This is a genomic window from Streptomyces sp. YKOK-I1 (genome assembly GCF_054660435.1).
The window spans coordinates 1,236,469-1,250,579 of the sequence record NZ_BAAGDR010000001.1 but is presented as its reverse complement, the minus strand read 5'-3'; the positions used below and the strand labels follow the sequence as shown (position 1 = coordinate 1,250,579).

Sequence of the window (14,111 nt, the reverse complement as noted above, 5' to 3'; positions counted from 1 at the left end):
ATCGAAGCGCGAAGTGTGGAGCTGAGCATGTCCTCCGAAAAAGTCGTCGAAGCCCTCCGTGCCTCGCTCCGGGAGAACGAACGGCTGCGCAAGCACAACCAGCGGTTGCAGGAGGCGATGACCGAGCCGGTCGCCATCGTCTCCATGGCCTGCCGCTGGCCGGGCGGAGCCGACACCCCGGAGGACTTCTGGCGGCTCCTCGCGGACGGCACGGACGCCATGACGGGCTTCCCCACCGACCGCGGCTGGGACCTCGACGCACTTCTCGGACCCGAAAGCACCGGCGCCGGCAGCGCCGCCGCCCAGGGCGGCTTCGTCGACGGCGCCGACCGCTTCGACGCCGACTTCTTCGGCATCTCACCGCGCGAGGCCCTCGCCATGGACCCGCAGCAGCGACTGCTGCTGGAGGTCGCCTGGGAGACGGTGGAACGCGCGGGCATCGCCCCCGCCGCCCTGCGCGGCAGCAGCACCGGCGTCTTCGTCGGCGCCAGCAACCAGGAGTACGGCTCCGTACTGCGCGACGTCCCCGACGGCGTCGAGGGCCACATCCTCACCGGCAACACCGGCAGCGTCGTCTCCGGACGGGTCGCCTACACCCTGGGCCTGGAGGGCCCCGCCGTCACGGTGGACACGGCCTGCTCCTCCTCCCTGGTCGCCCTGCACCTGGCGGCACACGCCCTGCGGGCCGGGGAGTGCTCACTGGCCCTGGCGGGCGGTGTCGCCGTCATGTCCACCCCCGGCGCCTTCGTCGAGTTCAGCCGCCAGGGCGGCATGGCCGGCGACGGCCGCTGCAAGCCCTTCGCGGACGCGGCGGACGGCACCGGCTGGGGCGAGGGCGCGGGCCTCCTGCTGCTGGAGCGGCTGTCGGACGCGCGGCGCAACGGTCACCGGGTGCTGGCCGTGATCCGGGGCAGCGCGGTCAACCAGGACGGCGCCTCCAACGGCCTCACCGCCCCCAACGGGCCCTCGCAGCAGCGGGTGATCCGGGCCGCCCTGGCGAGCGCGGGGCTGACGGCCGCCGACGTGGACGCGGTGGAGGCCCACGGCACCGGCACCACACTGGGCGACCCCATCGAGGCACAGGCCCTGCTCGCCACCTACGGCCAGGACCGCGAACAGCCTCTGTGGCTGGGGTCGGTGAAGTCCAACATCGGACACACCCAGGCCGCCGCCGGGGTGGCGGGCGTCATGAAGATGGTGCTGGCACTGCGCCACGGCCTGCTGCCGCGCACCCTGCACGCCGACACGCCGTCCACCCACGTCGACTGGTCGGCGGGCGACGTGCGCCTCCTGGACCGATCACGGGACTGGCCCCGGACCGAGGACCGCCCGCGCCGCGCCGGTGTGTCCTCCTTCGGTATCTCCGGCACCAATGCGCATGTGGTGCTGGAGGAGGCGGAGGCGGAGGTGGTGGAGGAGGCCGCTCGGCCGGGTGCGGGTGATGGTGGGGTGGTGTTGTGGCCGGTGTCGGCGCGTGGTGAGGGGGCGCTGCGGGCGCAGGCGGCGAGGCTGCTGGAGGCGGTGGAGGGTTCCGCTGTGGATGTGGGGTGGTCGTTGGCGGTGACGCGGTCGGTGTGGGAGGACCGTGCGGTGGTCGTCGGCGCCGGGTTTGACGAACTGCGGTCGGGGCTGGCCGCGTTGGCGGCGGGTGAGGCGGATGCGCGGGTGGTGCGGGGTGGTGCGCTGCGGGGGCGTACGGCGTTCCTGTTCGCGGGGCAGGGTTCCCAGCGCCTGGGCATGGGGCGGGAGTTGTACGAGAGGTATCCCGTCTTCGCGGCGGCTTTCGACGCCGTGGACGCCGAACTGCCCTTCGGTATAAGGGAGGTGGTGTTCGGTGAGGACGCGGAGCGTCTGAACCGTACGGAGTTCGCGCAGCCCGCGCTGTTCGCCCTGGAAGTGGCGCTGTTCCGGTTGCTGGAGTCGTGGGGTGTGCGCCCGGACGTACTGGCCGGTCATTCGATCGGTGAGATCGCCGCCGCGCACGTGGCAGGCGTGTGGTCGCTGGCCGATGCGTGCCGTCTGGTGGTGGCGCGGGGCCGGCTGATGCAGGCGCTGCCCGCCGGCGGGGCGATGGCCGCGATCGAGGCGGCGGAGGAGGAGGTCCTGCCGCTGCTGGACGACACGGTGGGCATCGCCGCGGTCAACGGCCCTCGATCCGTGGTGATCGCAGGGGACGGCGACGCGGTGGAGGAGATCGCCGGGCACTTCCGTGCCCAGGACCGCAAGGTCACGGCGCTGCGGGTCAGTCATGCCTTCCACTCCCCGCTGATGGAGCCGATGCTGGCCGGCTTCCGCGAGGTCGCCGAAAGCCTGACGTACGAGCGTCCCAGGCTGCCCGTCGTCTCCACGCTCACCGGAGAGACCGCGAGCGCCGAGGAACTGATGTCCCCGGACCACTGGGTGCGGCACGTCCGCGGCACGGTCCGGTACGCCGACGCCGTCCGCGCCCTCGCCGACCAGAACGTCACCCGCTGCCTCGAACTCGGGCCGGACGGCACCCTCACCGCGCTCGCCCGTACGTTCCTCGACGACGAGCAGAGCGTTCTGGCGCCCGCGCTGCGCAAGGACGGGCCGGAAGCGGTGACGCTGCTGCACGCCGTCGCCGCGCTGCACGCCCACGGGCACAGCCCGGACTGGTCCGCGCTGTGCCCCGGAGCACGCCACGTCGACCTGCCCACCTACGCCTTCCAGCCCGTCCGGTACTGGCCGGCCGACACGGCCTCCGACCAGGAGGGGCGCCCCACGCATGCCGTCGACTCGGCGTTCTGGTCCGCCGTCCGCCGGGGCGACGTCCGCGACCTGGCGGAACGGCTGGCACTCGACCCGGACGTCCTGGCACCCGTGCTCCCCGCCCTCACCTCCTGGCACCACGACAGCATGCGGCGCGCCACCGCCGACTCCTGGCAGTACCGGGAGACGTGGACACCCCTTCCGTCCCCCACAGGCTCCCCGGCCGGCGTCTGGCTGGTGCCCTTCTGCACCGGGGACCCGGACGCCGCCGCGACCGCCGACGCCCTGGCGGAGGCGTTCACCACGGCCGGCGCGGACGCCCACCCCTTCCCCGTCACCGCCGAAGCCGACCGCACCCGGCTCATGGAGACGCTCACCCGGGCCGCGGCGGGCCACGGCGGTCCGCTCCAGCTCCTGTCACTGCTCGCCCTCACCGAGACCCCTCACACCGCCCACCCCGACGTACCTCTGGGGCTGCACCTCAACACCCTGCTGGTGCAGGCGCTGGCCGAGACCGGCATCCGCGCACGGCTGTGGGCGGCCACCCGGTCGGCGGTGTCCGTCGGCGCCGCCGACCGGCTCACCCGGCCGACGCAGGCCACCACCTGGGGCCTCGGCCGGACCGCGGCCGTCGAACACTCCGACCTGTGGGCCGGCCTCCTCGACCTGCCGGAGCGGCCGGAGCCGCGGGCGCTCGCCCGGCTGGTGGCGCTCGTCGCGCAGCCGGGGAACGACAACGAGCTCGCCGTCCGCGACTCGGCCGTCTTCGCCCGCCGACTGACCCGTGTCACCCGCGACGGCGCCGAGGCCCGTCCCGCACCGCGGTTCACCGGAACGACGCTCGTCACCGGCGGCACCGGAATCATCGGCGCCCATGTGGCACGCCACCTGGCCCGGGAGGGCGCCGAGCATCTCCTGCTCGTCAGCCGCAGAGGCCCGGCGGCTCCCGGCGCGGAGGAGCTGCGCCGCGAACTCGAGCAGACGGGCACCGGGGTCACCGTCGCCGCCTGCGACCCCGCCGACCGGTCCGCGCTGCGGGCGCTGCTCGCCACCGTCCCGGCCGACCGGCCGCTGACCTCGGTGCTGCACGTCGCCGGCGTCCTCGACGACGCGCCGCTCAGCGCGATGGACCCCGAGCGGTACGCCACCGTCCTGCGCGCCAAGCTGCGCGCGGCCGACAACCTGGACGAGGCCACCCGGGACCTGGACACCCCCCTCACCGCGTTCGTCCTGTTCTCCTCCATCGCCGGTGCGCTCGGTTCGGCGGGACAGGCCGGGTACGCGGCGGGCAACGCCCACCTCGACGCCCTCGCCCGGCGGCGCCGCGCCGCCGGGCTCCCGGCCCTCTCCGTCGCGTGGGGGCCCTGGGCCGGCGGCGGCATGGCCGACGACCCCGCGGTACTCAACCGGCTGCGGCGCGCGGGCCTGACCCCGATGGAGGCCGAACCCGCGCTCACCGCCCTCGGCAGCCTCCTGGCCCACGACGACACCTGGGCGCTGGTCTGCGACGTCGACTGGGCCAGGATCGCCGCCGGGCGCCGGGGACTGCCGGGCGGCGCCCTGCTGAGCCGTATCCCGGAAGCCGTCCACGGCATGGCGGCGGCCCACGACGCGACGGTCGGGCAGGGCGGCGGCCTGCGCGCCGAACTCGCCCCGCTGGGTGCCGTAGAACGCCGGCAGCTGCTGCTCAAGCTGGTACGCCACAGCGCGGCCACCGCGCTCGGCCATCCGACCCCGGAGAGCATCCAGCCCGCCCGCGCCTTCCAGGACTGCGGCTTCGACTCGCTCACCGCCGTCGAACTGCGCAACCTCCTGGCCACCGCCACCGGGCTCACCCTGCCGACGACCCTGGTGTTCGACCACCCGTCACCCCTCGCCCTCGCCGAACACCTGGTGCGGGAACTCGACGACGGCACCCTGGCGTCCGCCCACCGCGCGCCCGGCACGGACCTGCTCCCGGCAGGCGGCCACGGCGACGACGAACCGATCGCCATCGTCGCCATGGCCTGCCGGCTCCCCGGCCGCATCACCTCGCCGGAGGAACTGTGGGACCTCCTGGCCCGAGGAGGCGACGCCGTCGGCTCCTTCCCCGCCGACCGCGGCTGGGACCTCGACGCGCTGTACGACCCCGACTCATCACGCCCCGGCACCAGTTACGTCAACGAGGGCGGTTTCCTGTCCGGCGCCGACGCCTTCGACGCCGCCTTCTTCGGGATCTCGCCGCGCGAGGCCGTCGCCATCGACCCCCAGCAGCGGCTGCTCCTGGAGGTCTCCTGGGAGACCGTCGAGCGGGCCGGGCTCGACCCGCGCTCACTGCACGGCAGCCGCACCGGTCTCTTCGTCGGCTGCGGCCACCAGGGTTACGGCGCGACGTCCGGCGAGGTCCCGGACGACGTACGAGGCCACCTCCTCACCGGCAGCGCGGCGAGTCTGGCCTCGGGCCGGGTGGCGTACGCGCTCGGCCTGGAGGGCCCCGCCGTCACCCTCGACACCGCCTGCTCCTCCTCCCTGGTGGCGTTGCATCTGGCTGCACAGGCGTTGCGTGCGGGTGAGTGTGATCTGGCGTTGGCCGGTGGGGTGACGGTGATGTCGACGCCGGGGGTGTTCGTGGAGTTCTCGCGGCAGCGGGGGCTTGCGGTGGATGGTCGGTGCAAGGCGTTTGCTGAGGGTGCGGACGGTACGGGGTGGTCCGAGGGTGTGGGCATGCTGCTGGTGGAGCGGTTGTCGGATGCCCGGCGCAACGGGCACCGGGTGCTGGCGGTGGTGCGGGGCAGTGCGGTCAACCAGGATGGTGCGTCGAATGGTCTGACGGCGCCGAACGGTCCGTCGCAGCAGCGGGTGATCCGGGCGGCGTTGGCGGGTGCGGGGCTGTCGGCGGCGGATGTGGACGCGGTGGAGGCGCACGGTACGGGGACCACGTTGGGTGATCCGATCGAGGCGCAGGCGCTGCTGGCGACGTATGGCCAGGGTCGTGAGCGTCCGTTGTGGCTGGGGTCGGTGAAGTCGAACATCGGGCACACGCAGGCGGCTGCGGGTGTGGCGGGTGTGATCAAGATGGTGTTGGCGATGCAGCATGGTGTGCTGCCGCGCACGTTGCATGTGGATGAGCCGTCCTCGCACGTGGACTGGTCGGCGGGTGCTGTGGAGCTGCTGACGCAGGAGCGGGAGTGGGCCGGGGAAGAGGACCGGCCGCGCCGCGCCGCAGTCTCCGCCTTCGGGCTCAGCGGCACCAACGCCCATGTCGTCCTGGAGGAACCGCTCCCCGCCGGGCCCCCGGAACTCACGCCCGCCCCGAACCCCCCGTCTGCCACGGTGCCCTGGCTGATCTCCGGCCGCAGCGACGAGGCGTTGCGCGCCCAGGCCACCCGGCTGGCCGAGCACCTCGAGTCCCGCCCCGAGCTGACCCCCGCCGTGGTCGCCCACGCGCTCGCCACCTCCCGGTCCGCGTTCGAGCACCGCGCCACCGTGGTCGGTGCGGACCGCGACGACCTCCTCGCCGCCCTCAGGGCCGTCGGCCGGGGCGAGCCCTCGCCCGTCGCGGCCGTCGGCACGGCCGGCCCCGAGGGCGGCCTCGCCTTCCTCTTCGCGGGACAGGGCTCCCAACGGCTCGGCATGGGCCGTGAACTCTACGGAACCTTCCCGGCGTTCGCGGAGGCGTTCGACTCCGTCTGCGCCCACCTGGACAACGAACTCGGGCGGTCGCTCAAGGAGATCGTCTTCGGTGACGACGAAGCGGCCCTGAACCGCACCGAGTTCACCCAACCCGCCCTCTTCGCCTTCGAAGTGGCGCTGTTCCGGCTCCTGGAGTCATGGGGTGTCCGCCCCGACGTGCTCGCCGGCCACTCCATCGGCGAACTGGCCGCGGCCTACGTCGCGGGAGTCTGGTCCCTGGACGACGCCTGCCTCCTGGTCGCGGCCCGTGGCCGACTGATGCAGGCGCTGCCCGAGGGCGGCGCCATGGTCGCCCTGCAGGCCTCGGAGGAGGAGGTGCTGCCCCTGCTCGGTGACGAGGTGGGCATCGCCGCCGTCAACGGACCGCAGTCCGTCGTGATCTCCGGCGGCGAGGACCGTGTGTCGGGGATCGCCGCACACTTCCGGGCCCTCGGGCGCAGGACCACCCCGTTGCGGGTCAGCCACGCCTTCCACTCGCCCCTGATGGAACCGATGCTGCGGGACTTCCTGAGCGTCGCGGAAGGCCTCACCTACCACCGCCCGCAGATCCCCGTCGTCTCCGACGTCACCGGCACCCTCGCCGACCCCGGCGAACTCTGCGCGGCCGGATACTGGGCGGCGCATGTCCGCCAGCCCGTACGCTTCGCGGACGACGTACGACGCCTGCGCGAGCAGGGTGTCACCCGCTACCTCGAAATCGGCGCCGACGGCACCCTCACCGCCCTCGCCCGCACCTGCCTCTCCGACGACCCGTCCACGGGTACCGGCTCGCTGCTCGTCCCCGCGCTGCGCAAGGACCGCCCCGAGGTCGCCGGTCTGTACGGCGCCCTGGCCCGGCTCCACGTCCACGGCGTCGACGTCGACTGGTCCCCGGCGCTCGGCGCCGCCCCCACCACCCGGGCCGCGGACCTGCCGACCTACGCCTTCCAGCACGAACGCTACTGGCTCGACCACGGCACGGCCGCCACGGTCGGGACCGGGGAATCCGCCCGGACCGCGGCGGACACCACCGACGACCGGTTCTGGGAAGCGGTCGAGTGCGAGGACGTCGACGCACTGACACAGACCCTGGGGCTCCCGGCCGAGGAGATCGGCGCGGTCGTCCCGGCGCTGGCCTCCTGGCGGAAGCGGCAGCAGCAGGAGACCGCCGTCGAAGCCCTCTCCTACGAGGTGGTGTGGAAGCCCGCCACCATCGAACCGGCCACCGCCCCGGACACCCCCGACGCCCGCTGGCTGCTGGTCCTCCCGGCCGGACCCCACGGCGACGACCCGGCGGTCACCGCCCTCACCACGGCCCTGGGCGGCCCCGACCGCGTCACCACCGTCGTCGCCACGGCCGCCGCCGACCGCGCCGCACTCGCCGGCCGACTGCGTGACGCCACGGCGGGCCACCCCGTCGCGGGTGTCCTGGCCTTCGCGGCACTCGCCGGAGCCGACCCCGACGGGCTGCCCCTCGGCCCCTCTGCGGTGGCCACGGTGGTGCAGGCGGTGGGTGACGCGGGTGTGGGTGGCCGGGTGTGGGTGCTGACGCGTGGGGGTGTGTCGGTGGGCCGTTCGGACGGTCCGGCCGATCCGGTGCAGGGTGCGGTGTGGGGTCTGGGGCGGGTGGCGGCGCTGGAGTATCCGGATCGATGGGGTGGTCTGATCGACCTGCCCGAGGACCTGGACCGCCGCGCCGTCACGCGTCTCCTGGGCGTGCTGTTCGGCGGCGGCACGGAGGATCAGGTGGCGCTCCGGCCCTCCGGCGTCCTCGGGCGTCGTTTGGAGCGGGTGCGTGCTGCTGTGGGTGGTGGGGGGTCGGTGTGGCGTCCGCGGGGGACGGTGTTGGTGACGGGTGGTACGGGTGCGTTGGGTGCGAGGGTGGCGCGGTGGGTGGTGGCTCAGGGGGCTGAGCGTGTGGTGCTGGTGAGTCGTCGGGGTCTTGACGCTCCGGGTGCGGTGGGGTTGCGGGACGAGTTGGCTGCGGGTGGGGTGGGGGTGTCGGTCGTGGCGTGTGATGCGTCCGATCGGGGGGCGTTGGCGGGGGTGTTGGCGGAGTATCCGGTGGATGCGGTGGTGCATACGGCGGGTGTGCTGGACGACGGTGTGATCGACGCGTTGACGCCGGAGCGGTTCGGGGCGGTGTTGCGGGCGAAGGCGCTGGGCGCGTTGCATCTGGACGAACTGACCCGTGACCGCGACCTCGACGCCTTCGTCCTCTTCTCGTCGATCTCCGGCACCCTCGGCACCACGGGCCAGGGCAACTACGCCTCCGCCAACGCCTTCCTCGACACGCTCGCCCAGCGACGCCGGGCGGCCGGACTGCCCGCCACCTCGATCGTGTGGGGGCCCTGGGCCGACGGCGGCATGGCCGACGAGGAGGTCGTGCACTGGCGCATGCACCGCGGCGGCGTGCTGCCCCTCCAGCCCGCCCTCGGCGTCCTGGCGCTGCATCGCGCCGTCGGCGAGTCCAGGCCGGTCGTCATGGTCGCGGACATCCACTGGGCCGAGTTCGCCCCCGTCTTCACCGTCACTCGTCCCAGCCCGCTGATCGAGTCGCTGCCCGAGGCGCGCGCGGCCGTCGAGCACGCCGGGGCCGCCTCCGAACGCTTCGGGCGCGGCGACGGCTCCGTCCTGCGCGACCAGCTCATCGGGCTCACCCCCGCGGAACAGGAACGCGTGCTCCTCGAAGTCGTCCGCTTCTGCGCCGCCGGCGTCCTCGGTTACGCGGGGGCGGCCGCCGTCCCGGCCGAGCGTGCCTTCCGTGACCTGGGCGTCGACTCCCTCACCGCGGTCGAACTCCGCGGCACACTCGCCATGGCGACCGGTGTCCCCCTGGCCGCAACCCTGGTGTTCGACTACCCGACGCCGGTTCTGCTCACCCGCCACCTGCGGGAGCAGCTGCTGGGCGATGCGCCCGGTGCGGAGGCCGTGGTGCCGGCGGCAGGGGGTGCGGTCGTCGCCGAGGATCCGGTGGTGATCGTCGGGATGGCGTGCCGGTTCCCGGGGGGTGTGCGGGATCCGGAGGGGCTGTGGCGGCTGCTGTCCGAGGGCGGCGACGCGATAGGCCCGTTCCCGGCCGACCGGGGCTGGGACCTCACGGCCCTGTACGACCCCGACGCCGAACACAGGGGCACGAGTTATGTGGACGTGGGTGCGTTCCTGGAGGGTGTGGGTGGGTTCGACGCGGGGTTCTTCGGGATGAGTCCGCGGGAGGCGTTGGCGACGGATCCGCAGCAGCGGTTGCTGCTGGAGACGTCGTGGGAGGCGTTGGAGCGGGCGGGGATCGCTCCGGGTGGGTTGCGGGGGAGTCGGACGGGGGTGTTCGCGGGGACGAACGGTCAGGATTACACGGGTCTGCTGCTGGCTTCGGGTGAGGATTTCGAGGGCCATGTGGGCACGGGCAACGCGGCGTCGGTGTTGTCGGGGCGGGTGTCGTATGTGCTGGGTCTGGAGGGTCCGGCGGTGACGGTGGATACGGCGTGTTCGTCGTCGTTGGTGGCGTTGCATCTGGCGGTGCAGGCGTTGCGTGCGGGTGAGTGTGATCTGGCGTTGGCCGGTGGGGTGACGGTGATGTCGACGCCGGGTGCGTTTGTGGAGTTCTCGCGGCAGCGGGGGCTTGCGGTGGATGGGCGGTGCAAGGCGTTTGCTGAGGGTGCGGACGGTACGGGGTGGGGTGAGGGTGTGGGTGTGCTGGTGGTGGAGCGGTTGTCGGATGCCCGGCGCAACGGGCATCGGGTGCTGGCGGTGGTGCGGGGCAGCGCCGTCAATCAGGATGGTGCGTCGAATGGTCTGACGGCGCCGAATGGTCCGTCGCAGCAGCGGGTGATCCGGGCGGCGTTGGCGGCCGGTGGGCTGGAAGCGGCCGAGGTGGATGCGGTGGAGGCGCACGGCACGGGCACGGCTCTGGGTGATCCGATCGAGGCGCAGGCGCTGCTGGCGACGTACGGCCAGGGTCGTGAGCGGCCTCTGTGGCTGGGGTCGGTGAAGTCGAACATCGGGCACACGCAGGCGGCTGCGGGTGTGGCGGGTGTGATCAAGATGGTGTTGGCGATGCAGCATGGTGTGCTGCCGCGCACGTTGCATGTGGACGAGCCGTCGTCGCACGTGGACTGGTCGGCGGGTGCGGTGGAGCTGCTGACGCAGGAGCGGGAGTGGGCCGGGGAAGAGGACCGGCCGCGCCGCGCCGCAGTCTCCGCCTTCGGTGTGAGCGGCACCAACGCCCACGTCGTGCTCGAACAGCCCGTCGTCGAGGAACGCCCGGCCGTCCGTGTCGACGGGCCGGTGTCGCCGGTGGTTCCGTGGGTGGTGTCGGGGCGTAGTCGGGCCGCGTTGCGGGCGCAGGCCGGTCGGCTGGCGGAGTTCGTGGCCGGTGCCGGTGTGTTGGATGTCGCGGGGGTTGGTGGGTCTTTGGTTCGGTCGCGGTCGGTGTTCGAGCATCGGGCCGTGGTGTGGGGTGCGGATCGTGGGGAGTTGCTGGCGGGTCTGGGTGCGGTGGCGGCCGGTGAGCCGGCTGCCGGGGTGGTGACGGGCGAGGTGGGTGAAGGCGGCCGTACGGCTTTCCTGTTCGCCGGTCAGGGATCCCAACGGCTGGGTATGGGCCGTGAGTTGTATGAGCAGTATCCGGAGTTCGCGGATGCCTTCGACGCCGTGTGCGCCCACCTGGACACCGAACTGCCGCGTCCGTTGCGCGAGGTGGTCTTCGGTGACGACGCCGACGTACTGAACCGTACGGAGTACGCGCAGCCCGCGCTCTTCGCCCTTGAGGTCGCGTTGTTCCGGCTGCTGGAGTCGTGGGGCGTACGCCCCGACGTGCTTGCCGGTCATTCGATCGGTGAGATCGCGGCGGCGTATGTGGCGGGGGTGTGGTCGCTGGCGGACGCGTGCCGTCTGGTGGTGGCGCGGGGCCGGCTGATGCAGTCACTGCCGTCGGGTGGCGTGATGGTCGCGGTACAGGCGTCCGAGGAGGAGGTGCTGCCCCTGCTCGGTGACGAGGTGGGCATCGCGGCGGTCAACGGGCCGCGGTCCGTGGTGGTTTCGGGTGCCGCCGAGCCGGTCGAGGAGATCGCCGGGCACTTCCGTGATCAGGGCCGCAAGGTCACGGCGCTGCGGGTGAGCCATGCCTTCCACTCCCCGCTGATGGAGCCGATGCTCGACGACTTCCGCGCCGTCGCCGAGGGCCTCGCGTACGAGCCGCCGCGGACACCGATCGTCTCCACCGTCACAGGAGCCGCTGCCACAGCCGAGGAGCTGACCTCGCCGGAGTACTGGGTGGAGCACGTCCGCGCGACGGTGTGCTTCGCCGCCGCCGTACGCACCCTGGACGGACAGGACAACGTCCGCCGCTTCCTCGAACTCGGTCCCGACGGCACGCTCGCCACGCTGGCCCAGGACTGTGTTGCCGACGGAGATCGTGTGTTCGTGTCGGTGTTGCGCAGGAACGGGGCGGAGGCCGGTGCGGTGGTGGCCGCCGTGGCGGCTGCCTTCACCGGTGGTGCGGAGGTGGACTGGTCCGTCCTCGTGCCTGCCGATGGCTGGGCGGAGCTGCCGACGTATGCCTTCCAGCACCGGCGGTACTGGCCGGATGCCTCGCGTCCGGAGCCGGTCGTGGGTGTGGGCGGTGAGATCGACGCCCGTTTCTGGGAGGCGGTCGAGCGGGAGGATCTGGGGGCTCTGGCGGGGGAGTTGGAGCTGGGGGAGGAGGTCGTGGGGGCGGTGCTGCCGGCGCTGACCTCCTGGCGGCGGCAGAGCCAGGAACAGGCCGAGGCCGACCGCTCCCGATACCGGGTGCGGTGGGAGCCGGTGGCCGGCGTCCCCCGTGATGCGGCACTGACGGGCCGTTGGCTGGCTGTCGTACCGGACGGCCTCGAGGCGGACCCCTGGATCGTCTCGGTCCGGGAGGCCCTCGCCGCGGCGGGCGCCGACGTCGAGTGCTGGACGTGCGATCCGTGTGCGGACCGTGCGCAGCTCGCCGCCCGGCTGAAGGACGTACCGCCGGTGGCGGGAGTGGTGTCCTTGCTCGCCACTTCGGACGGGGTGACCGGGGACGGCGTACCGGTGGGCGTGTCGGGATCGCTGGCGCTGGTCCAGGCTCTGGGCGACGCGGGGGTGAGCGCTCCGCTGTGGACGCTGACCCGGGGAGCGGTGGCGGTGGGCCGTTCCGACGGCGCCGTGGACGCTACACAAGGCGCGGTCTGGGGTCTGGGCCGGGTGGCGGCCCTGGAGGCCTCCGGCCGATGGGGCGGCCTGATCGACCTTCCGGCCGACCTCGACGACACCGCGGGGAACGCCCTGGTGGCTGTTGTGGCGGGTGTGGGTGTTGAGGATCAGGTGGCGGTGCGGGCGTCGGGGGTGTTCGGGCGTCGTTTGGAGCGGGTGCGTGCTGCTGTGGGTGGTGGGGGGTCGGTGTGGCGTCCGCGGGGGACGGTGTTGGTGACGGGTGGTACGGGTGCGTTGGGTGCGCGGGTGGCGCGGTGGGTGGTGGCTCAGGGTGCTGAGCGTGTGGTGCTGGTGAGCCGTCGGGGTCTTGACGCTCCGGGTGCGGTGGAGCTGCGGGACGAGCTCATCGCTTCGGGGACGCGGGTGAGTGTGGAGGCGTGTGATGTGGCTGATCGTGGGGCGGTGGAGGCGTTGCTGGCCGGGTGTGCGGTGGATGCGGTGGTGCATGCGGCGGGTGCGGTGGTGAATGTGCCGTTGGCTGAGGTGTCGGTGGGGGATCTGGCGGAGGTGTGGGCGGGCAAGGTCGCGGGTGCGGTGCATCTGGACGCGGTGCTGGCCGATCGTGTGCTGGATGCGTTTGTGGTGTTCTCCTCGATTGCGGGGGTGTGGGGGAGTGGGGGGCAGGCGGGGTATGCGGCGGCGAATGCGGCGTTGGACGGGTTGGTGCAGGCGCGTCGGTCGCGTGGGTTGGTGGGGACGTCGGTGGCGTGGGGTCCGTGGGCCGGTGGGGGGATGGCTGCGGATGAGGGTGCGGTGGAGGCGTTGCGGCGGCGGGGTCTGGTGGCGCTGGATCCGCAGCGGGCGGTGCGGGCGCTGGGGCAGGTCGTGGGGGGCGACGACGCGGTCGTGGTCGTGGCGGATGTGGAGTGGGGGCGGTTCGCTCCCGCGTTCACGAGTGTGCGCCCGAGCGCGCTGCTGGCCGGGCTCCCCGAGGCACACACCACCCCCTCCGAGCCCGTCACCGGGAGGGAGGGCGAACGGGACCCCGGGCTGCGGGAGAAGCTGGGCGGGCAGTCCGCGGACGAGCGAGGCCAGGCACTGCTGGACCTGGTCCGCAGGCGGGCGGCCGAGGTACTGGGACACGGCGACACCGGCGAGGTGGGACCGGGACAGGCCTTCAGGGAACTCGGCGTCGACTCACTGACCGCCGTCGAGCTGCGCAACCGGCTCGCCGCCGAGACCGGGCTGAAGCTGCCCAGCACCCTCGTCTTCGACTACCCGACCCCGCGCCATCTGGCGGCCTTCCTCGACGCCGAGCTGTTCGGCTCCGACGAAACGGACCCCGAGACCGTCCTTGCCGCCGAACTCGACCGGCTGGCCTCCACGATTTCAAGGCTTTCCCCAGATAACAGCGCCAGGACTCTCGCGAAGGCACGCCTGCGCAGCATGCTGACCGAGCTGGGTGATCAGGGCGAGGGCGATCCCAGGGCCTCCGTCTCCCAGCACCTCGAGGCGGCCTCGGACGACGAGATCTTCGACTTCATCAACCGGGAACTCGGCCGGTCCTGAGC

The 14,111-nt window shown here is 73.1% G+C and carries 1 protein-coding gene; it reads left to right on the top strand.

The annotated features are described in order from the left end of the window. Positions 1–27 precede the first annotated feature (27 nt). A complete protein-coding gene (locus ACYQ8Q_RS05180; RefSeq protein ID WP_460062336.1) occupies positions 28–14,109 on the top strand; it encodes a type I polyketide synthase in 14,082 nt (4,693 codons plus the stop codon). Positions 14,110–14,111 lie beyond the last annotated feature (2 nt).